Source organism: Spirosoma arcticum (assembly GCF_054779955.1).
Genome location: NZ_BAAGXG010000005.1, coordinates 486885 through 507959 on the forward strand (window position 1 = coordinate 486885; position 21075 = coordinate 507959).

At 51.9% G+C, this 21075-nt stretch carries 18 protein-coding genes; 6 read left to right on the top strand and 12 right to left on the bottom strand.

Annotated features, from left to right (window positions below; translation table 11 throughout):
• Positions 1–17 precede the first annotated feature (17 nt).
• A complete protein-coding gene (locus ACYVHB_RS14285) occupies positions 18–224 on the bottom strand; it encodes a hypothetical protein (protein WP_461052418.1) in 207 nt (68 codons plus the stop codon).
• 75 nt (positions 225–299) lie between these two features.
• Between ACYVHB_RS14285 and ACYVHB_RS14290 the strand changes: the two genes are divergently transcribed.
• Positions 300–731, top strand: coding sequence for a gamma-glutamylcyclotransferase family protein (locus ACYVHB_RS14290; RefSeq protein WP_461052419.1), 432 nt, complete (start codon positions 300–302; stop codon positions 729–731).
• Here ACYVHB_RS14290 and ACYVHB_RS14295 read toward each other — a convergent pair.
• The 10 genes from ACYVHB_RS14295 to ACYVHB_RS14340 all read right to left on the bottom strand — a co-directional run bounded on the left by ACYVHB_RS14295 (position 713) and on the right by ACYVHB_RS14340 (position 12948).
• Entirely contained in the window at positions 713–1435 is a 723-nt protein-coding gene (locus ACYVHB_RS14295; RefSeq protein WP_461052420.1) for a nucleoside deaminase, read from the bottom strand. The genes ACYVHB_RS14290 and ACYVHB_RS14295 overlap by 19 nt on opposite strands.
• Positions 1432–1899 carry a YDG/SRA domain-containing protein gene (locus ACYVHB_RS14300; RefSeq protein ID WP_461052421.1) on the bottom strand — a complete coding sequence of 156 codons (468 nt, stop codon included), beginning with the start codon at positions 1897–1899 and terminating at the stop codon, positions 1432–1434. The genes ACYVHB_RS14295 and ACYVHB_RS14300 overlap by 4 nt, the downstream gene beginning before the upstream one ends.
• A gap of 69 nt (positions 1900–1968) precedes the next feature.
• Positions 1969–2304, bottom strand: a complete 336-nt coding sequence (locus ACYVHB_RS14305; protein ID WP_461052422.1) for a hypothetical protein — start codon at positions 2302–2304, stop codon at positions 1969–1971.
• A 144-nt stretch (positions 2305–2448) separates the two neighbouring features.
• Positions 2449–3306, bottom strand: a complete 858-nt coding sequence (locus ACYVHB_RS14310; protein ID WP_461052423.1) for a dienelactone hydrolase family protein — start codon at positions 3304–3306, stop codon at positions 2449–2451.
• Positions 3307–3377: 71 nt separating this feature from the next.
• Positions 3378–4658 (bottom strand): metallophosphoesterase, encoded by a 1281-nt coding sequence (locus ACYVHB_RS14315; protein WP_461052458.1) that lies wholly within the window; start codon positions 4656–4658, stop codon positions 3378–3380.
• A 185-nt stretch (positions 4659–4843) separates the two neighbouring features.
• Entirely contained in the window at positions 4844–6064 is a 1221-nt protein-coding gene (locus ACYVHB_RS14320) for a S8 family peptidase (protein ID WP_461052424.1), read from the bottom strand.
• A 213-nt stretch (positions 6065–6277) separates the two neighbouring features.
• On the bottom strand, positions 6278–9715 hold the full coding sequence (locus ACYVHB_RS14325; RefSeq protein ID WP_461052425.1) for an efflux RND transporter permease subunit: 3438 nt from the start codon (positions 9713–9715) through the stop codon (positions 6278–6280).
• A 4-nt stretch (positions 9716–9719) separates the two neighbouring features.
• Positions 9720–10850: an efflux RND transporter periplasmic adaptor subunit gene (locus ACYVHB_RS14330; protein ID WP_461052426.1), complete on the bottom strand. Its 1131-nt coding sequence runs from the start codon at positions 10848–10850 to the stop codon at positions 9720–9722.
• Between the two features lie 93 nt (positions 10851–10943).
• The gene (locus ACYVHB_RS14335; RefSeq protein ID WP_461052427.1) at positions 10944–12347 is read right to left on the bottom strand and encodes a TolC family protein; all 1404 of its coding nucleotides are present in this window, start codon (positions 12345–12347) and stop codon (positions 10944–10946) included.
• A complete protein-coding gene (locus ACYVHB_RS14340; protein ID WP_461052428.1) occupies positions 12289–12948 on the bottom strand; it encodes a TetR/AcrR family transcriptional regulator in 660 nt (219 codons plus the stop codon). The genes ACYVHB_RS14335 and ACYVHB_RS14340 overlap by 59 nt, the downstream gene beginning before the upstream one ends.
• 265 nt (positions 12949–13213) lie before the next feature.
• Between ACYVHB_RS14340 and ACYVHB_RS14345 the strand changes: the two genes are divergently transcribed.
• Together ACYVHB_RS14345 and ACYVHB_RS14350 are read left to right on the top strand one after the other, a co-directional pair.
• Positions 13214–15226, top strand: a complete 2013-nt coding sequence (locus tag ACYVHB_RS14345; protein WP_461052429.1) for a glycoside hydrolase family 88 protein — start codon at positions 13214–13216, stop codon at positions 15224–15226.
• Between the two features lie 44 nt (positions 15227–15270).
• Positions 15271–16779, top strand: a complete 1509-nt coding sequence (locus ACYVHB_RS14350) for a hypothetical protein (RefSeq protein ID WP_461052430.1) — start codon at positions 15271–15273, stop codon at positions 16777–16779.
• On the opposite strand, the gene recF is transcribed toward ACYVHB_RS14350, so the two are convergent.
• Positions 16776–17957 carry a DNA replication/repair protein RecF gene (gene recF / locus ACYVHB_RS14355; protein WP_461052431.1) on the bottom strand — a complete coding sequence of 394 codons (1182 nt, stop codon included), beginning with the start codon at positions 17955–17957 and terminating at the stop codon, positions 16776–16778. The two genes, ACYVHB_RS14350 and recF, sit on opposite strands and share 4 nt — an antisense overlap.
• Positions 17958–18168: 211 nt before the next feature.
• Here recF and pdhA point away from each other — a divergent pair, with 211 nt between their 5' ends.
• The 3 genes from pdhA to ACYVHB_RS14370 all read left to right on the top strand — a co-directional run bounded on the left by pdhA (position 18169) and on the right by ACYVHB_RS14370 (position 21057).
• Positions 18169–19218, top strand: a complete 1050-nt coding sequence (pdhA, locus tag ACYVHB_RS14360; protein ID WP_461052432.1) for a pyruvate dehydrogenase (acetyl-transferring) E1 component subunit alpha — start codon at positions 18169–18171, stop codon at positions 19216–19218.
• A 165-nt stretch (positions 19219–19383) separates the two neighbouring features.
• Positions 19384–20322, top strand: coding sequence for a ring-cleaving dioxygenase (locus ACYVHB_RS14365; RefSeq protein WP_461052433.1), 939 nt, complete (start codon positions 19384–19386; stop codon positions 20320–20322).
• Positions 20323–20418: 96 nt separating this feature from the next.
• Entirely contained in the window at positions 20419–21057 is a 639-nt protein-coding gene (locus tag ACYVHB_RS14370; RefSeq protein WP_461052434.1) for an alpha/beta hydrolase, read from the top strand.
• Positions 21058–21075: the final 18 nt, after the last annotated feature.

Below are 21075 nucleotides of genomic sequence, written 5' to 3' on the forward strand. Positions count from 1 at the left end.
AATTTCTTAACAATAGCTTAATGCTTGGGGCATCCGCAGGGGTTTTTCTTACGAAAAAGTCCGGTATTCAACAAGCCACCTCGCTTTGCTTTATAGCCCTTTCGTTTGCGCCCGATGGTGGTTGTTTCGGTGGTACCTTCACGGGCAAAAGCCATTGTTTCCAGCGGCACCTCAACCAGCAAAAGTGATGTAACAATCAGCAGAAATACCCTGGTCTTTTTCATAATCTCAACCTGTTTTACTTCTAACGATAAACGGATACGGTTAGTCGCAGAGACGAGCAGGATTTTTATAGCCGCATGACTGAAAACCCGGACTACCTCCTTGTATATGGCACGCTTAGGCCAGACTTTGACAATCCATTCGCGGAATTCGTGCGTCAGCACAGCCAGTATGTTGGCGAGGCAACGTTTCCAGGTTTATTGTTCAGTTTGGCGTGGTCCGACGCATCCGGCTATCCGGGGGCAGTTTATCAACCTGACAGCCTCATGCTTGTGGTCGGCACGGTGTATGACGTCAGCCGCCAAAAACAGCTTATTCTTACTCATCTGGACGACTACGAGGGGGTTGGCGACGCCTTCGACCAGCCAAATGAGTACGAGAGGGCAGTGATTCCGGTACGTTGCAGCGGAATCACCATCGACTGCTGGATTTACCTTTACAATTGGCCTACCAACGGAAAACCAGTTATTACCTCAGGCGATTACGTGCGCTATAGCAGGAACGAATAAAACAGGCAGTGGGCAATTTGCCGGAGCACTGGGGCCGTTTGGGCTGCTTCGACTTTATGTTTCTGGCTCAACTGATACCAGAACGGGGGCAAACACTGGGCGCGGGCGTTCATACCATCATCGGGACCAGTCGTGACATACCGTGTATCGACACCCGCAATGGCCACCCGAACGAAGCACATGGGGCAAGGCTCGGCGGAGGTGTATAGTTTGAGTTGCTCGGTGTAAATGGTACTGCCTCCACCGGTGAAGTTGCCCCTCGACTGGTATTTTTTGAACTGAGGTAGACTTTCAAACTCCGTTAGCAGGGCCATTTCGCCGTGCAAGTCGGAGCGGCCGGTTTGCAATTGCTGATTGTGGGCACGGTGCAGAATCTGACCTTTACTATCTACCAACACGGCTCCAATCCCATACCCACCCGTCATGACGCTGATTAGTGCCTGCTCAACGGCGGCTTTTGAGAACAGATCTTCGGCATACGCGGTATTAGGCTGGTAGCGGTCGAGGTACGTTTTAAGCTTTTTGAGGATGTCAGCTTTCAAATCAACCGACTTAATGCCACAAGGTAACGCTTCCAATTGCTGCATGAGCGACGCTCGATTCGCGGGCGTCACATTGGCCAGATTGAGCGAGTCGACCGGTGACTGGGCGTAAATGGTTAATCCAGAGTAAGCAAGCAAAAACAAGATACTGAAAACTCTCATGGCCTGTCTTGTATAAGTTTAAAGCGCCAAATCCAGAAGCCCGATTTGCCCCGCACCCGTTCCACCAACTCAATCCGATATAGCCCTTCATAGCGGTAGCCTGTTTGGGGAGAAAATTCGTTTTGAAGCGTCGCGCCCCGAATTAACCGAACCGACTTACTCAGTTCGTAGCTGCGCATCAGCACAGCGTTATACCGGTCAAGCGTTTGGTCGGCAATCTGTCGGCCGGTTTTTGGGTCGCGGCTTCCGTGACCGACGTACCAGACAACATCCCCCAAATCTACATCATCTTCGTAAACCCCCGACGATACAATTGACTCGGCACCAGTAGATAACGTACCGCTGATGCCCGCCCGCCGTGCCCGGTGCAATCCGCTCAGCGACAGGTCGATCCGGTTCGCGAATGTATCGCCGGGTCTGAAATCGCTCAGCGTGGCTGATTGTTGGGAAGCCTTCGTTGCCATTTAATTAAAAACAAAAATACCGACTCAAAAGAGCCGGTATTTTTTGTTTTCTCTGTCCATATCTGTGCATTATCTCGGACCGCGCGAATGGCTGTTCGATCCGTTACTCCGATACCCGCCGTTATCATACCGACCCGAACGAGCGTTGGGCGAATAGGAAGGACGAGTATTGTAGCGCGACTGCGGAACAACGTAGGTTCTGCGCTGTACAACCACCGGTGGACGACGGTATCCGTACCCGTATGGCCGATACCCGTAATTGTAATAAGGACGTGGGGCGTAATAGCCGGGGCCGTAGCCGTAATTTGGTGCAGTACGGACACCAACGTACGAGGGACCACAACTCGCCAGCAGTACGACCAGCAAACCGGCCGTCAGTAAAGGCATTAGTTTTATCGTTTTCATCGTCAAGTGCGTTTAATTGTCAACCGTTTTGTATTAGACAAACGAACGGCAGAACGGTTTAAGCCTGTCTAAAATAACGTTGTCCACGGGGGATTAGTGCCGTGGAGAGCGTCTGTCAGATAGATCTCCGCAAGACGGTAATGCCTACGCTTTCAATTTATTTTTCAAATATGTAAGTGCCAGTTTATAGGCATCGGCGGAGGCTTCTTTGTTATAAACCGGGTTGCTCGGATTGGCAAAGCCATGCCCGGCATCGTACATTTTCACGGTCACCTTCTCCCCCGCTTTCTGCATGTTGTCTTCAAACGTCTTCACGGATTCGGTCGTAATGCCTTTATCCTGCGAACCGAATATGCCCAGCACGTCAGTTTCTAACGTCTTCAATTTCTCAACGTCCTGTTCTGGCCGACCGTAGTACATAACGCAGCCTTTAGCCTGTTTGCCTTCAAGCATGGCGGATCTCAGGGATAACATGCCACCAAAGCACCAGCCCACACTGGCGAATTCAGCTTTCGGACCGGCGTAGGCAATCGCACCCTTCATGATGCTGGTCAGGCGGTCTTGGCTGGCTGAACTCATTAGCTTTCCGGCTTCAGCAGGTTCGGTGGCGACCTTACCGTCATACATATCCACAGCCAGTACGTTCACGTCCTTTAGGTCATTATAGAATGTTTCGGCCTGTTGCTTAATGTTGTCGTTCAGGCCCCACCATTCCTGATAAACCAGCAGCCATTTATTGGACGGCTTTTTCGACTTAAGCAGGAAGCCATTAGCCGACTGACCATCAGCCGCTGGAAACTTGACCATGTCGCCTGCACCCTGATAAACGAACGGCAAGGGAGCTTCATGCAGCCGCTGAAAAGCCGGGTCGGCCGCCATCGCCGACATGTCGTTGCCAACGCTGCTGTGGCATACGGGAATCTTGGTCTCTGCGGGTTTAGGGTTCAGCCAGGAAAACAGCGACATAAAAAAGGACAGACCGGTGATGAAGATAATTCTCATGAGTGGTTGGTAGTTTATCTGATTTATGAATTCAACACTGAAAGCACTTCGGTAGTTATTCAAACCCGAAATTATGCCTTTACTAATTCAAAGATTGTAATCTCCGGCAGGATGCCCACACGGCCAGGATAGCCGATGTAGCCGTAGCCCCGATTGACGTACAGCCGTTGATCACCATCCTGATACAAACCGGCCCACTGCTTATAAAAGTACTGCGCCGGACTCCACCTCGCCCCACCAATTTCGACTCCGAACTGCGCTCCGTGGGTGTGCCCACTAAACTGAACGTCGATGTCGGGGTACTTCGGCCGAACTTCAGCGTCCCAGTGCGTCGGGTCGTGAGAAAGAAGCAATTTAACGGGGTACTCCTCGGTACCCTGGTAGGCTTTGGCGAGGTTACCCGCCCGCAGTGCCGCCGGGCCAAAACCCAGATTTTGCACACCGATGAGGGCGATTCTGTCGCCGTTTTGGGTCAGAATTTTGTGCTCGTCCATCATGATGTTCCAACCCATCTGCTTATGAGCCGCCACCACGTTGAGCACGTTCTGCCGCTCGGCCTGGGCATTGGGCCACTGCACGTACTTACCGTAGTCATGGTTACCGAGGGTTGAATACACGCCCAGCGGAGCTTTTACTTTGTTGAATACATCAATATAAGCATTCACCTCTTCGGCATGGCTGTTGACCAGGTCGCCAGTAAAAAAGACGAGGTCCGGCTTTTGCTTCAGCAGCAGGTCGACGCCCCCCCGAACGGCCGTTTTGTTAAAAAAACTACCCGAGTGAATATCGGAAATCTGGGCAATGGTCATTCCGTTGAAGCCCGACGGTAAATTTTTCAGCGGTAGTTTTATCCGTCGGATGCGATAATCGTGCGCCCCCGACAGGATTCCCCACGAAAAACCAACTAACGGCACCGCGCCCACAATTAAAGCGGTCTTCATCAAAAACTCAGACCGGGGAATAGTATCGGTAGCTGGTAAAATTGGTTGCGTATTATCCACGACGGCCTCCCGGATCTCAGGTTTGTAAAACATCGACACGATCCAGCGAAAGAACCGGCCGATGTCGTCGATCAGGATAATCAGCACCGCAAAAAATTTGGAGAAATACGGAATAACGATGCCCGCCAGCATGAAGGTGCGGGTTTGGCGGCTAATGGAGTCGGGCGGCAGTAATTGCATCACTACGTATAGTACCAGTGCCAGCACAGTAAAGCTCCAGTAGATAATAGCGATAGTTCGTTGGGTACTTTCACTGGCCGACCGGCTGAGTGCTTTGATAGCCTGAAAAACGTAGGCGTCGATCAGCAACAGGATTGCCGGGAGAATAAACAAAAAAGCAGTGCGGTTCATGAACGAACGAGTGGAGATTCGTTTGGCTAACGGAATCGGCGATGGTAAAGTTTGAGCGAGTGGCATCCCCGCTCATGGGTTCCATGAAAGCCGTTTTTCACTTTTTCATAAACCACAAAAGCCACACCCAGCAATCGGATGTGGCTCAATACGAAGATTGTAACAAATCAACCAAACTCCGTTAATCAGATGGCCATCAGTTGAGTTGGCTGTTCAACCAGCTCACTGGTGCTGGGGTCAGCGGTTTGCTGTGCATCGTGCGGCAACAGCAGGAATCGTCGGAAGTAGCGGTTCATGCTCCGGAGTGCCAGCAGCGCATCTAACCGGACGAACGACAAGCCGGTGTTGGTTACGTTGTCGTCTTCATCGTCACCGTCTTTAATCACAACGCCCCCTTCGCGCAGGCATTGCACCAGCAATGTCACTGACGGGAGGAACGGTGCATTAAACGTGGCCGGATACTCGGGAGCTAAGGATTTAGCCACGCGCTGGTAGTATTCCTGCATCAGCAGAATCACGCCCGAAGTCACGGGCGATGCCTGGCTGGTACCGTGTTGAATGGAGAATGCGGTGTCGGAATTACTACCGGACGACGTAATGGGTGCTCCCGGAGCGAAAATGTCTGTGCGACAAGCTCTATTCACCGTCTCGTGCAAGCGTTGCGAAAACGGGGTAATCCGTCCGGGACCCGACGAGAGCGCCTTAGCGCCACTATTGTAAGTAAATCCGCCTTCGTTCGCGTCGTACACGGCTCCCACACTGACCGCTTCGCGAATGATTCCCGGGTAGCCCATCCCCTGCATGCTGGCGTGGGTGAAGAAATCATTACCGGCTGCGATCACCACGGCCACACGTTTGGCGGACAATTTCTGAACCAGTTTACGCACGTCGTCAGTCGCAAAGCTATCGTCGCTGACGTAATTGCCCGCATCGCCCAGCGACAGGTTCACCACCGATATGTTGTGGGCCACATGGTTGTCGAGCACCCACTGCAACGCGTCTTTTACCGCCGTAAACGAACCACCCCCGCCGTTTGTAAGCACCTTTAACGGCACGATCTTGGCGCCGGGTGCAATACCAACGTTGATCTGGTTGGCAACGATGATACCGCCCACATTTGTGCCGTGTCCGTTGCCATCGCTGGCGTTATTCACGTCTCCGCCGTTATCGGCGGTGAAGTTGCGCTGAGCTACCACCTTGCCCGCAAAATCGACGTGCGTTGTGCGGAGGCCGGTGTCCAGAACGGCGGCTGTCAGGTTTTTGCCGTTGACTTTAAAGATGTCACGGGCGACAGGAGCCTGAATGAATGAACTGGTTTGGATTAGTTCAAGCACTGCATCAACCTGCTGAGGCCGCTCAACCGGGGCAATTGGTCGGGGCTGGTTCTGTCCATTTGTAGAAGCCATTAGTTTGTTAGGATTTGGGTAAAAAATAGAAAGGCCAGCAATATAGCCAACAGCGTAGCCGCCGAACAGTATGGGTTATTTAGCGGCTTAGTCAGGTAAATTGGCGTGCAGGAAACAGCCACGGTTAAACAATGATTAATGAACTAGGTAAAATAGATAATGCCGACGGATGCGATCCGCCGGCATTATCTATTTTACCTAGTTCATTAAATCCTAAACCAACTCCGGTTCACGCTCCCGTTTCATTTCCAGCGCCGGGTCTTTCTTGCCGAACCACTTCATCCGAATGCGCTCGTTGATCCAGTACATACACGGCACAATGACGAGCGTTAGAATGGTCGAAAACGACAGACCATATATAATCGTCCAGGCCAGAATGTTCCAGAAGACGGCACTGTCGCCCCCGACGATGATGTTCGGGTTGAGGTCGCGGAAAAGACCCACAAAGTCGACGGTGAGGCCGGTGGCCAGCGGAATCAGGCCCAGCACGGCCGCCGACGCAGTTAGCAACACCGGCGTTAGGCGGGTAGCACCGCCTTCAATAATGGCTTCACGCAGGGGAACGCCCCGCCCACGCAACTCGTCAATGAATTCAATGAGCAGGATACCGTTCTTCACCACAATACCCGCCAGTGAGATAATGCCCACACCCGACATGATGACCGAGAACGTTTTTCCAGTCAGCATAAAACCCAGAAACACCCCGATCAGCGACAGCATGATCGTGACGAAGATGATAATCGGCTTCACCACGGAGTTGAACTGAGTTGCCAGAATCAGATAGATCAAGAGAATCGCAATACCGAAGGCCATCACTAAGAAGTCGGCCGATTCCTGCTGATCTTCCTGTTCACCACCTAATTTCACCGAGTAGCCATTAGGAATTTCCATCTGGTCTAGCACCTGCTGAATCTGGCCGTTGATAATATTAGCGTTAGCCCCCGGCACAATATCAGAACCAAGCGTCACCAACCGCTCCTGATTCTTGCGGTTGATCTGGTTGAACGTCGTGGAATAGTTGATGTCGGCCAGAGCCGAGATGGGTACCTGCCTCAACTGTCCGCCCGAATTCATATCCCGATAAACGACGTTCAAACTAAGCAATTGCTCGATCTGGCTCCGGTTATCCTCTTTCAATCGCACCATAATTGGATACTCGTCCTTGGCGTCGCGGAACTTCGAGATTTCGGAGCCAAACAAAGCCGTACGAATGGCGAGGGCCACTTGCTGGGCCGAAATACCCTCGCGCTGTGCTTTGTCCTTGTCAATATTGATAGTAATCTCGGGCTTGTTGGTAATCAAGTCCGACTTCAACTGGTCGATGCCCTGGATGCCCGCCCGCTGAATATTCTGCCGAATTTCCTTTTCCAATTTGGCCAATTGCGCAAAATCGTCGCCCGCAATTTCAATCGAGACCGGCTTCCCCGTTGGTGGACCGACGGATTCGCGCTCCACCGAAATTTCTGAACCAGGCAGGCCCTGCACCGCCAGTCGAATCTTCTCCAGAATCTCCGTTGACGAACGGCCCCCGCGATCCTGACCCTTCACGAACGCAACCGTCACCTTCGACTTCTGGGGCGTAGCGTTCCGGTCGGGGTTGAACGGATCACCGGCGTTTTTGCCGACGTTGGCGATCACCGAGTTTACCATATTCTCGGCTTTTTCATCTTTCAGTACCTTGAACACCCGCTGCTCAATCACTCGCGTCACAGAGTCGGTTACGGTGGCATCCGTGCCTACCGGCATCACGTTGTACACATAAACGTAATCGGGATCACCGCTGGGGAAAAAGAGCACTTTGGGCTGCACAATGCCCAACAGCACGAACGTGCCAATCAGCAACACGAACATACTCACAACGGCCCCCACGGGTCGCCAGCCAGTCAGAATCCACGAGATCAGCTTCCGGTAGCCGCGCATGAGTTTGGGCAACCACTTGTCCTGGAACGGCACAATGATTCGGGGCGTCAGAATGTAATGGTTGAAGACGTAGAGCGCAATGAACAGGACAAACAGGTTGCCAATGCCCCGGTCAATTACGTAGCCCACGCCCGCTAATGCCGCCATGATAATGAGGGGGCGTTTGATGGTGTTGAAACTCGTGTCGGCCGCATCACCGTGCTCGTCGTCGTGCCGTTTCATGAACGTCACCGCAAAGACGGGGTTCATCACGTAGGCGACAAACAGCGACGCAAACAAGGTCAGGATAAGCGTCAGAGGCAGAAACTTCATGAATTCACCCACAATTCCCGGCCAGAACAGCAGCGGGAAAAACGGCGCAATAGTCGTAAGCGTACCCGACAGAACCGGCGCGAACACTTCACCCGCTGCCGCTTTCACGGACTGCTTGATGTCCCAGTCTTTGTGCTGATTAAAGAGTCGGTGCGTGTTCTCGATTACCACGATGGCATCGTCTACTACCAGCCCTAAGCCGAGTAGAAAGGCAAACAGCACCATCGTGTTCAGGGTGAAAGCCGCCCCAACGGCCGGGCCGACGATGGGCATCAGCACGAAAGCCAGCAGCGCCGACAGCGGCACCGACAGACCCACGAAAATGGCATCACGCACACCCATGAAAAACATCAGCACCAGCACCACGAAAATAAATCCGAGTACCACCGTGTTGATCAGGTCATTGAGTTCGGCCCGCGTCCGCTCCGACGTATCGGCGGTTACGGTTACGTCCAAACCCTGCGGAAAACGATCTTCCTTAAACTTTTCAATTGTCTCTTCGATCCGGTCCGAAGCCGCAATCAGGTTGGCCCCGGCCCGCTTAATCACGTTCAGCGTCACCACCGATTTGCCGCTCAGGCGGGCGAAATCCTGCTGCTCCTCGAACGAATCGCGTACGTCGGCCACGTCGCCTAAGCGAATGGTAGCGCCCGTTGCGGTACGAATTTGCAGGTTTTGCAACGCCTGCATGTCGGAGAACTCGCCCTTCACCCGCAACGTCCGGCGAATGCCATCTACGTTCAGGTCACCACCCGCTACGTTCACGTTTTCGCCCTGAACGGCCTGCTGAATATCGAAGAACGCCAGCCCCGCCGACTGCATCCGGGCCAAATCGACATTGATCTGGATTTCACGCTTCAGCGCCCCCAGAATGTCCACCCGGCTAATTTCGGGCATGGCCTCAATGGCATCCTGCATATCCTCGGCATACGTCTTCAACTGATTGAGCGAAAAATTACCCGCTAAGTTGATGTTCATGATCGGAAACTCTGAAAAGTTCACGTCCTGCGCCGTAGGGCCATCATCCAATTTCTGGGGCAAGTCGCGCCGGGCCTTGTCAATAGCGTCGCGCACCCGTTGCAGTGCTTCTGCTGTTTCCACATCGGGATTGAACTCGACCGTAATCAGCGAGAAATCCTGCAATGAATTCGATTTCAAGCGTTTAACCCCCGAAATTGACTTGATCTGCTTTTCGATGGGTTTGTTGATCGTGTTCTCAATGTCGGCCGGAGCCGTTCCTAAGTAAGCCGTCGTCACGATGATCGTCGGTACTTTAATGTCGGGAAACTGTTCTTTGGGCAGGTTGTTGTACACCAGCAAGCCGCCCAACGTGATGATGAACGTGAAGATGTAAATCGCTGTCCGGTTCTCCACGCACCAGTTCGTGAAGCCGAGGGTTTTGATGTGTTCTGCTTTCATACCGCTAATAATTTATTACCGTTCCATCCGTCAATTCCTGGTATCCGCGCGTCACTAACTGATCGCCGGGTTTCAGACCCGCCACAATTTCGATCTGCCCACCGTAGCTCTGTCCGGTCGTAATCTTCCGCGATTTTGCCACCTTCTTGCCGCCTTCATTCACGGCCACATACACCAACTGCCCAAGTTCGGTGCTTTGAACTAAATTTTGATTAATAACCAGCGCATTAGCCTTGTTCAGATCGTTGATTTTGACCTGAGCCAGCATATTCGGTTTCAACGACCTATCCGACGGCAACGGGGCCTCAATGGTGAAGGTTCGGCTCAGCGGATCAACCGTTGACGACACGAAACTGATGCGGGTTCTGAGTTCACGGTTCACGTCGGGGAAGCGCACGATCACCTCGTCGCCTTTACGAACGCTGCCCGCGTAGGTGTCCGCTACGTTTGCCTTTATTTTTAACCGGGAAAGGTTTACGACCTGAAACATGGGCATGCCCGGTGCTGCCGTTGATCCAACTTTGGCAAACACCTGATCCACCACACCCGAAATAGGAGCCGTTACATTCGACTGACTCAACTGCGAGTTAAGCGTAGCCAACCGGCGCTCCAACCCTTCTTTGTTGTTTTTGGCCTGGAGGTACTGAATTTCGGTGCCGATCTGCTGCTTCCACAGACTGGCCTGCTTTTCAAATACCGTGTTAGCCAGCGACAACTGCGTTTTGATTTCCTCCGCCGACGTCCGCAGAATCTGATCGTCGATCCGGGCCAGCACTTGCCCCGCCCGCACCGATGAGCCTTCGACTACGTACACCGCCGTGACGACCCCACCCGACCTGGGAGCGACTTGCACGTTGTTTTTTGCGTCAATAGTACCCTGCACCTCCACGTAGCGCCGGAACGTTGAAGCCGCCAACGGCGACACGGCAACATCTTTCACGCGGGCTTCTTCTTTCTTTTTCGGATCGAGTTTGGTCACTTCGCCCTCCAGCGTCCTGATTTTGGTGTTCAGTTCGGCTTGTTCGCTTTTCAGCTTGGCCAACTCTTCGTTTTTGGTCGCCAGATCGGATTTTTTCTCTCCTGAACAGGCGACCAACAAGCTCGTTGTTAGGGCAATGGCGTAGTATGCTTTCATAGCTTGTAGAGATAATGAGCAATGAATAATGCGGATCAACAGCACCTTATATCTTCATTGTTCATTACTCATTTTACATTTTTTATTAAAGATTTACTGTCCGATGTAGAGTTTACCCGTTGCTTTATCGAGATCAACTTTGGCGAGCATGAAATCGAGCAGAGACGCGAAATAATTGGTTTGTGCTTCCCGAGAAGACGATTCAGCGTTCAGCACTTCGATGTTCGACCCGACGCCCTCTTTGTACTTGATGCGCGTTACCCGCACAATTTCCTGCGCCAGATCAAGATTACGCTTCTGGGTACGCAACGTCTGGAGACTATTTTGAATCGTGATTTGCGATTGCCGAACCTGCAGATCAATTGAGTTCTTCAGCAGATTACCCCCCAGTTTCGCTTTTTCCAGGGCAATCTTTTTCTGCTGAGCTGCGTAGCGCTTCTGAAAGCCGTCGAAGACGGGAACCTGCACCTGCAGATTGATTGCCGCCGAGTTGAACCACTGTGTCGAAAACAGGTCAATCAAGTTGTTACGCCCGTTGTTATGGCCGTAAGTCGCCGACGCCAGCACCCGCGGCAGATACTGCTTACCGATGCTCTGGTAATCAAGGTCAGCCAGTCTGATCTGGCTCTGTAGGGCCGAGAATTCAATGCGCTGGTTATAATCGACTTCCGGCGATACCGTCACGGACCGTTCCAGTTCATCCACACTCAACTGCTGAATTTTGTCGGTCAGCACGATGGGATCGTTGATGCCCAGTCCCATCTGAAATTTAAGCAGATAGTAGCTCAACCCGACTAAGTTCTGAACGTTCTGACGCTCGGCCTTTAAATTATTGGCCTGAACTTCCAACCGGTCTACGTCGATTTTCTCCACAAATCCCTGCTTATTCAGCGCCTGCGTTTCTTTGTAGAGCGAGTCGATACGACTGATGCTGTAGTCGAGCAGTTTTATCCGCTCTTCGCTGACCAGTACGTTATAATAAGCCTTAGCCACCTGTTCAGCCACGTTTGTTTTGGAGGCTGTGACATTTTTCTGACTCAGTTCCCGTAATGTAGCAGCGGCCTTCAACCCAACCTTGTAAGACGCATCATACAACAACTGGTTGACGGTTGCCTGCACATTTCCCTGAAAATTTACACCAAATGGAATAGCCGTCACACCCGCTTCTTCCGGCTGAGTACCACTGCCAGCCGTTGTCGATGACGGCCCCCCAAAACCACCCGCTGGCAGAATGAATCGCTGAATGATCGCATTGTAAGTTAACAGACTGCCAATGCTTACCTGCGGCAGTGTATTTGCCTTCACCTCCCGAATCCGGGCTTCAGCACTCGCTGCGTCCAACCGGGACGTTTGCACGTTGATATTCGTTGCAGTGGCAAATTGAATAGCCTCCTGCAACGTGAAATTTTGCTGGCTTTGAGCCAGCAACGCGCCCGAACTACTCAGCAGGGTGAGCAGCCAGAGCGTCACTGTTTGTCTGGTAAATGGTACTCTCATGATTGTGTTGGTTAACATATAGGTTGTAGATGGTGAAGCCTTTCTCGCTCAACATCCCGCGCACGAAATGGTGAATCAGTTCGCGCTGAACATCGAGCATGGGATATTGGTCCGTCGGGAAAAAATCGTTGTTGAACGCTAACTCAATCTGCTCAACTCGCACACGGGCTAAAATAGCCGGATTGATGTCGCTCCGGTACAACCCCTGCGACATTCCTTTTTGTATATTTTCAAGGATGGATTTCATAATGTGCTGATCTATGTGCTGTCGGAACAGGCCAAACGCCTGCGGATAGTATCGCTTGATGTCGATGATCAGACTTGGGTTCACCTCATGCTGATTTTTGCGCATCATTTCCAGCACCATCATCAATTCTTCAATTGGATTGGCCGTTTCAACAGCCATACAGTTCATTTCGGTCATATCAGCGTTAACTTTCTGCTGAATAACCTGATACAGAATATCCTCCTTATCGGTGAAATGCTGATAGATCGTCTTCTTGGATATGCCTAATCCTTTGGCAATGTCTTCCATTGTTACTGATCGAATACCGTACTTCCAGAACAATTGTTCAGACGCCGTTAGAATCCGTTCCTTCATAATAAATTTGCACTTTAGAAGGTTAAACTTCGGAAACTCTACAAAGGTTCTTAGTTTCCACGGTTAATTTTTCTGTTTTATGACGAACGGCCAGATACGAGGAGTGAACCGACAAAAGAAACCGACGAACAAGGTGGCCCGTTAGGGCGACTCATGTAGAGAAGCAATCGTTTAGCGGTTCCGCACCACGCTTCCTGTTCCTGAAAGGAAGTAGAATTAAGCTAAAACGTGCTATTCTTCGTAGTAAGCAAGAAACAGATTCACCATGCGTCTTCTCTTCATTAGTTACCTGCTTTTGATCAGCCACGGGTTAGTTGCTCAGCAAAACCTTACTCAGCCGAATCGCCGGTCGTCAGAACCTGGCACTCCGTGGTCGCAGCGGATGGTTGCTACCGTTATGGCGACGCATCCTGATTCGATTGCTTATACTAAGGAAGGCAAAGATGCGCGCTGGGAATACGAGATGGGCGTTGTGTTACGGGGTATTGAGCAGGTCTGGTACCGCACCGGCGACGCCCGTTACTTCGATTACATCAAGAAAAACATGGATCGGTACGTCATGGCCGACGGCAGCATCCGAACCTACAAACTGGATGAGTTCAACATTGACTACGTGACACCAGGCCGCGCCTTGCTCCTGCTTGCCCAGCAGACACTGCCCGGTAAGGAGAAGTACCGAAAAGCCGCCGATCTGCTCCGAAAGCAACTGAAGCAACAGCCGCGCACAAAGGAAGGCGGCTTTTGGCATAAGAAACGTTACCCGTACCAGATGTGGCTCGATGGCCTGTACATGGCCGAGCCGTTCTACGCCGAGTACAGTCTCCTGTACAATAAGCCCGAAAATTTCAACGACATCATTAACCAGTTCGTGTGGATGGAGCAGCACGCCCGCGATGAACGCACGGGTTTGCTCTATCACGGCTGGGACGAAAGTCGACAGCAGAAGTGGGCCAATCCGCAAACGGGCAAATCGCCCAACTTCTGGAGCCGCGCTATGGGCTGGTATGCGATGGCAGTGGTCGATGTACTGGACTACATTCCGCCAACGCACCCGCGCCGGGGCGAAGTGATTGCCATTCTGCAACGCCTGATGCCCGCCGTCGTGAAGTACCAGGACCCCACAGCCGGTGGCTGGTATCAGGTAACGGACAAAATTGGCGCAAAGGGCAACTACATGGAAGCGTCGGGTACGGGCATGCTTGTATACGCGCTGGCCAAAGGCGTTCGGATGGGCTACTTGCCCGCCCAGATGATGACTTACGCTCGTAAGGGATACGACGGAATGCTGAAAAACTTTATTTCGACGGACGAGCGCGGGATGATTCATTTGGAGAAGACGGTGAGCGTAAGTGGATTAGGCGGTGACCCATACCGCGATGGCAGTTACGAGTATTACCTCGGCGAACCGCTGCGTCAGAATGACCTGAAAGGTGTTGGTCCGTTTATTATGGCCAGCGTTGAGATGGAGATTGCCGAGTCCGGCGTTTCGGCGGAGAGTGCGCTGGGCAAGGGCAAAACGGTGGCAGTCGATAATTACTTCAACCACGAGTTTCGGAAGAAGGCCAACGGAACCGATGGGTCGAATGAGCTGGAGCCGTTTCACTACACTTGGGACGATAAGCTGCATTCGGGTTTCTGGTGGTGGGGTAACACGTTTCGTGACCTGGGCGCTAAAACGGTTTTGATCCCTGCTGCCCCAACTACAGCCTCGTTGAACGGAGTGGACATTTACATCATCGTGGACCCTGACACCCCGAAAGAAACCGCCAAACCGAATTACATCGGCGATGCCGACATCAGTGCGATTTCAACTTGGGTCAGAGCAGGCGGTACGCTGGTGCTGATGGCTAACGATACGATCAACTGCGAACACAAAAACCTCAATCGGCTGGCGGCCCAGTTCGGAATGCAGTTTTTGCCCAAAAATCGCAATATGGTTCCCAAAGACCAGTTTGAGCTGGGTACGATCCGTATTCCAGCGAGCCAGCCACTATTTCCCAAAACCAGAACGGTTTATATCAAAGAGCTGGCTCCCCTCGATGTTAAAGCGCCTGCCAAAGCGGTCGTTATGGACGATGGCGATGTTATTATGGCGGTTGCTAAGGTTGGCAAAGGAACAGTGTTTGCTGTGGGCGACCCCTGGCTCTATAATGAGTACGTGGACAATCGTCGCATTCCGGCGAAATACGAAAATTTCCAGGCGGGTAAAGAATTGGCTACATGGCTGTTGCAGCAGGTGCCGTCAACCGCGTCGACGCTGCGCAGCAGTAACCGATAAATACAAATTAACGATCCTAAGCACATTACAAACGTATTCATCTATTGACACTCAACGCCGGACCGATTCGACTCACATACGAAAAGGGTTTTCTGCGCACGTTTCTGGCTAACGGCGAAGAAGTGTTGCGAATGATTTATCTCGCCTTCCGCAACCGTGACTGGGATACTGCCCGTATCAGTATCACCGATGAATCGGTACGTTCGGAAGCGGATTCGTTTACCATTGATTACGCCTGGGAAGTCAACGATCTGGGGATGCACCTGATCGGTAACGCCCATATTGAAGGTCATCCAGACGGCAGCATTGCGTTCGATTTTTATGGAGAAGCAGTTAATACATTCCTGCGCAACCGCGTTGGATTTTGTGTTCTGCACCCGGTCGAGGGGCTTCACGGCCAGCCCTGTGTTATTGAAAGCCCGGATGGACAGACGACCGAAGCTGTTTTCCCTGATCTTATCAGCCCTCATCAGCCCTTCCTGAACATTCAGGCCATGACTTGGACAATGGCTTCGGGACAGCGCTTTCGGTGCGTGTTCAGCGGTGCTATCTTTGAAACCGAAGACCAGCGGAACTGGACCGACGCGTCGTACAAAACGTACTGCACCCCGCTCGAACGGCCATTTCCGGTCGAAGTTCAGGCCGGGACGGCAATCCGGCAACGGGTGATGTTTCAGCCCATTTTCCCTCCCCCAGGGTCTGTGAAGACACAGACCCTGGGGGAGGGAAAGCGAAAGCAGGAAAGCCTGTCGATGCGTATTGGCTTAGGGCACCGCGCCGACGGACCACCGTTGACAACCAGTGAGGTCAATCTATTGAAACCACTCAGTCTGTCGCACCTGAGAGCTGACGTTTTTTTGTCCAACCACGACTGGCAAAATGAATTGTTGGCGGCTTGGCATGACGCAAATAAGCTAAGCATTCCGCTGGAACTGGCTCTCTTTTTTGGTACAGGTGCCTCAACTGAGGCACCTGTACTTGTTGATTTTGCTCAGAGCCGAAACATACTAATTCATTCTATTCTGCTGTTTCAGGCTGATCCACGGCGAACTACCGACGTGTTGCTGAATCAGGTAGTTCCAATTTTCCGGGCGCAGATGCCCAATGTGTTGCTTGGTGGAGGCACCGACGGGAATTTTGTCGAACTGAACCGCTACCGATTTGACTTTGGGCAAGTTGATTTTGTGACGTATTCGATTAACCCGCAGGTTCACGCCTTCGATGACCAGACGCTGATGGAAAACGTAGCGGCTCAGGCCGACACCATTCGCTCGGCGCGGGCACTATCGGGCGGTAAGCCAATCCACGTTTCACCCGTGACATTGCTACCCCGCTACAATCCTGATGCCGGGTCGGGTGGTGTACGTTCCATTCCGCCTGCCGACCCGCGTCTATTAACCGAGTTTGGAGTGGAATGGACCCGGCGGAGCATACAAACATTGACTCAGGCCGGGGCTGCGTTTGTTACGTATTATGAGACGCATGGTCCACGGGGGTTATTGAACGGTGAGAAGGCCTATCCGGTATTCGACGCGTTCAAACAGTTCCGCTAACTACTAATCTCGAAGAACTGCACGTCAGCCTCCACGTGTTTAAGCAGTTCGCGGGTGCGCTCCGGGCGAGCATCCGTGATAAATAATTGACCAAAGTCTCCCGCATCCATCCGTTGAATGAGTTTACCGATGCGCTGATCGTCCAATTTGTCGAATATATCGTCCAGCAATAAAATTGGTTTGATACCCTTTCGCGCTTCGAGCTGGTCGAACTGGGCCAGTTTCAACGCAATGACGAACGTCTTTTGCTGGCCCTGCGAACCAAATTTCTTTAACGGTACTGGCTCAACCGATTGCTCTTCGTTAGAACCGGGCTGGAGGGGCGGTGGTGCAGCAATCAGGAAGCTGTAATCGTCTTTATGAACGCCCATCGTAGTCCGTTGCAGGACGGTGTCGCGCCGACGGAAGTGCCTGAATTCACCGGCGAAATCAGGATTACTCACTTCCGATTCGTAGGTAATACTGACCGTTTCACGCGCTCCACTCAAGTAGGCATAATGCGCCCGGAAGCCGGGCAAATACTCGTCGACGAACTGACGGCGTCGGTCATGAATCTTCTGGCCCAGTTCCAGCAGCGGTTCATCATACGTATCCAGTAGGTCATTATCAACCTGATTTCGATCAGCAAAAAGTTTGAGCAGGCTGTTTCGCTGCTTAAGTACCTGCTGATACATGAGGTAGTTACGCAGGTATTCGGCGTCGAGCTGGGAGAGTACTCCATCGAAAAAATGCCGCCGATCTTCGCTGTGTCCGCGCACGAGGTCGGTATCGTTCGGCGCAACCAACACAACCGGAAACCGGCCAATGTGCTCGCTAACGCGCTCGTAGGGTTTCTTATCGGCCATCAGCACCTTCCGTTGACCACGCTGCAAACTAATGGTTATCTGCACCCGGTTTGGATGGGCCCGGTCTGGATGGACCCGGCCCGAATGGGCATTTGGGTCGTCGTGTTCCTCAAACGTACCGTCAATGATAAAATAATCGGCATCATGCAAAATGCTGAGTCCATCCTGACTTTGAAACGCACTTTTGCTGAGTGCCAGAAAATAGACCGCGTCTAACAAGTTGGTTTTACCACTTCCGTTTGGCCCTACAATTACGTTCACCTGCCGCCCGAACGTGTACCGCCCATCCTCATAATTCTTAAAATTGGTCAGGCTCAGTTTTTCGAGGTGCATAACGATGGCGTATAACGCGGGATTGCGTAATTTCGCGGCAGACAACCACGGCTTACGGTGTTTGATTACTGCGACTTATCGTTGCAAACCAGACAGGATAAACCGACTTAGTTGGCAACAAAGATACGGTCGGTTTGTTAGGTTGGCAGTGGTGTTGCACCGGCCGCAATCCGACCAAATTACCTTCTACAGACTTTATTGACTACAGCACATGGCGAGCGTTAAAGAAAAAACGAAACAGAACGGTAAAGCTCCGTCGGCCGTTGCGGCCAAAGCGCAGCACCCAAATGAGCGCTATATGTACTGGTACGAATCCATGCAGTTACAGCGGAAATTTGAGGAAAAAGCTGGACAGCTTTATGGACAGCAAAAGATCCGGGGGTTCTGTCATTTGTACATTGGGCAGGAAGCTGGCTCGTCGGGGTCGTGTTCGGCGCTTACTAAAGACGACAAGTGGATTACGGCCTACCGCGACCATGGCATCCCGCTCGCCCTTGGCTCCGATCCAAAGGCCGTTATGGCCGAGTTGTTTGCCAAGCAGACAGGCTCCTCCAAAGGCAAAGGCGGCTCCATGCATATTTTCGATAAATCGGTGAACTTCGTGGGTGGTCATGGCATTGTAGGTGCTCAAATTCCAATGGGCGCGGGTATCGCTTTCGCGGAGAAATACAACAAAACGGGCAATCTCTGCATCTGTTTTATGGGCGATGGTGCTGTCCGGCAGGGTGCTCTGCACGAAGCCTTCAACATGGCGATGCTCTGGAAACTACCCGTCATTTTTGTGGTGGAGAACAACGGCTACGCGATGGGTACTTCGGTGGAGCGCACCTCGAATGTAACGGAATTGTACACCCTCGGCGAATCGTATGATATGCCCTCCGAGCCGGTTGATGCCATGGATGTTGAGGCCGTTCACGAGGCTGTTGGCCGCGCAGCCGAGCGTGCCCGCGCCGGTAATGGTCCCACGTTTCTGGAGTTTCGAACCTATCGTTACCGGGGCCACTCCATGTCTGACCCGCAGAAGTACCGCTCTAAAGAAGAGGTTGAGAAATACAAACAGCGTGATCCCATCGAAATGATTAAATCGCGCATTCTGGAAAAGGGTATCGCTAAAGAAGAGGATTTGACGGCCATCGACCAAAAGATTAAAGGAATCGTAGACGAGGCCGTGAAATTTGCCGAGGAGTCTCCTTATCCACCCGTCGAAGAAGCGTATAAGGATGTTTATATGCAGGCCGATTACCCATTCCTGATGGAGTAAGAGTTCTGTTGAAATCCTTTTGTTTATTGGAGCGCAAACTGAAGAAGCCCGACTCAATTTAGAGTTGGGCTTCTTCAGTTGAACAACTTTACAAAATTAAATGTATATACATCAAATGCACCGTTTTCTAAAAATCATTTTTTCTGACGATTCTTCAATTGACTTATGAAAACGCTTATCAACGGTCTTCACCATGTCACAACACTGGCAGGCGACACCCAACGCAATGTTGATTACTATACTGACATTATGGGCCTTCGACTGGTTAAGAAGACGATTAATTTTGATGCCCCAGACGTGTATCACCTTTACTACGGCGATGAAACCGGTTCTCCCGGCACGATCCTGACGTTCTTCCCGTATGGTAGTTTACCCCGTGGACAAAAAGGCGCAGGGCAGTTGACCTACACGGCTTTTTCGGTGCCGACGGCCGCACTTCGTTTTTGGATGGACCGGCTGCACGAGCGAAACATTTCTTACAGTGGACCGCACAAACGCTTCTCCGAAACGTACCTCCGCTTTGAGGACTACGATGGTGCAGGTGTTGAACTTGTTTTCAATGATGAAGATCAGCGTTTAGGCTGGGACAACGGCCGGATCCCAACTGACTACGCAGTCCGTGGGTTTCACACGGTTACGCTGGACGAATTGAATCCTGACCGGACCATTAATTTGCTTACCAACATCATGCAGCATACGCTGGTGGGGGAGGAGCAAGGCCGGTTTCGATTCAAGGCTGGCACTGGCGGACCGGGCAATTATGTGGACGTGCTCCATTCCCCAAACGCCGTGCGGGCTTTGCAGGGTGCCGGATCGGTACATCACGTTGCCTTCTCGACCGATTCGGATGAGACGCAGTTACTCTTTCGGGAGCAACTGACTAAAGCCGGTTTTTACCCGACGGAGGTTCTTGATCGTCAGTATTTCCATAGCATCTATTTCCGGGAACCGGGTGGAGTGTTGTTTGAGGTTGCTACCAACCCGCCAGGATTCGCCGTCGATGAGTTAGTTGCCGAGTTAGGAACAGCCCTGAAACTGCCTCCTCAATATGAGTCACGCCGGGCTAAAGTCGAAGCCGAATTGCCGCAGATTGTGGTCAGCTGATTTATTTAAATGCAATGATGCGGAGGTTTCGCGGAGTTCATAAAGTCTCCGTTACTTTCGTATCTCCTCAATGACTCCGCGCTAAAATCATTTCCTATGATTCATAACCCCAACAACTTTCTCACCGCTGGCAAACCCCTCAACGAAGCCACCAAGGTGGTGGTTATGGTTCATGGCCGGGGTGGGTCAGCCGCTGATATTTTGTCGCTATCAGAGCATTTTAAGGGCGACGATTTTGCTTTCATCGCGCCTGAAGCCTCCGGTAACACATGGTATCCATACTCCTTTTTGAAACCGTTGACTGATAATGAGCCGCACCTGTCATCGGCCTTGCAGGTACTCCTAAGTTTGCGTGCCCGGCTGCAATCCGACTACAACCTGAAGCCCGGCCAAATTTACTGGTTTGGCTTCTCGCAGGGAGCTTGCCTGACACTTGAATTTGTCGTTCGCAATGCGATGGAATACGGCGGTGTTTTCGGGCTGAGCGGTGGCCTGATTGGACCAGACGGAACCGACCGAAATTACGAAGGCAACTTTGGCAATACCCCTGTTTTCTTAGGTTGCAGCGATGCAGATTCGCACGTACCTAAAGAACGTGTGCTGGAATCGGAGCGGGTCTTCAACGAGATGGGAGCGTCGGTCACCACAAGATTATACCCGAATTTTCCGCACAGTATTAACGAAGATGAGCTAAACATCGTTAATTTGCTTATAGCTGACAAACGGTTGCCCTGACTGATTTGGCACTCACTT

What these genes read in the sequence shown, in the direction of transcription:
- ACYVHB_RS14285 (WP_461052418.1), bottom strand. Translation starts at nt 224, where the DNA reads ATGAAAAAGACCAGGGTATTTCTGCTGATTGTTACATCACTTTTGCTG.
- ACYVHB_RS14290 (WP_461052419.1), top strand. Translation starts at nt 300, where the DNA reads ATGACTGAAAACCCGGACTACCTCCTTGTATATGGCACGCTTAGGCCA.
- ACYVHB_RS14295 (WP_461052420.1), bottom strand. Translation starts at nt 1,435, where the DNA reads ATGAGAGTTTTCAGTATCTTGTTTTTGCTTGCTTACTCTGGATTAACC.
- ACYVHB_RS14300 (WP_461052421.1), bottom strand. Translation starts at nt 1,899, where the DNA reads ATGGCAACGAAGGCTTCCCAACAATCAGCCACGCTGAGCGATTTCAGA.
- ACYVHB_RS14305 (WP_461052422.1), bottom strand. Translation starts at nt 2,304, where the DNA reads ATGAAAACGATAAAACTAATGCCTTTACTGACGGCCGGTTTGCTGGTC.
- ACYVHB_RS14310 (WP_461052423.1), bottom strand. Translation starts at nt 3,306, where the DNA reads ATGAGAATTATCTTCATCACCGGTCTGTCCTTTTTTATGTCGCTGTTT.
- ACYVHB_RS14315 (WP_461052458.1), bottom strand. Translation starts at nt 4,658, where the DNA reads ATGAACCGCACTGCTTTTTTGTTTATTCTCCCGGCAATCCTGTTGCTG.
- ACYVHB_RS14320 (WP_461052424.1), bottom strand. Translation starts at nt 6,064, where the DNA reads ATGGCTTCTACAAATGGACAGAACCAGCCCCGACCAATTGCCCCGGTT.
- ACYVHB_RS14325 (WP_461052425.1), bottom strand. Translation starts at nt 9,715, where the DNA reads ATGAAAGCAGAACACATCAAAACCCTCGGCTTCACGAACTGGTGCGTG.
- ACYVHB_RS14330 (WP_461052426.1), bottom strand. Translation starts at nt 10,850, where the DNA reads ATGAAAGCATACTACGCCATTGCCCTAACAACGAGCTTGTTGGTCGCC.
- ACYVHB_RS14335 (WP_461052427.1), bottom strand. Translation starts at nt 12,347, where the DNA reads ATGAGAGTACCATTTACCAGACAAACAGTGACGCTCTGGCTGCTCACC.
- ACYVHB_RS14340 (WP_461052428.1), bottom strand. Translation starts at nt 12,948, where the DNA reads ATGAAGGAACGGATTCTAACGGCGTCTGAACAATTGTTCTGGAAGTAC.
- ACYVHB_RS14345 (WP_461052429.1), top strand. Translation starts at nt 13,214, where the DNA reads ATGCGTCTTCTCTTCATTAGTTACCTGCTTTTGATCAGCCACGGGTTA.
- recF (WP_461052431.1), bottom strand. Translation starts at nt 17,957, where the DNA reads ATGCACCTCGAAAAACTGAGCCTGACCAATTTTAAGAATTATGAGGAT.
- pdhA (WP_461052432.1), top strand. Translation starts at nt 18,169, where the DNA reads ATGGCGAGCGTTAAAGAAAAAACGAAACAGAACGGTAAAGCTCCGTCG.
- ACYVHB_RS14365 (WP_461052433.1), top strand. Translation starts at nt 19,384, where the DNA reads ATGAAAACGCTTATCAACGGTCTTCACCATGTCACAACACTGGCAGGC.
- ACYVHB_RS14370 (WP_461052434.1), top strand. Translation starts at nt 20,419, where the DNA reads ATGATTCATAACCCCAACAACTTTCTCACCGCTGGCAAACCCCTCAAC.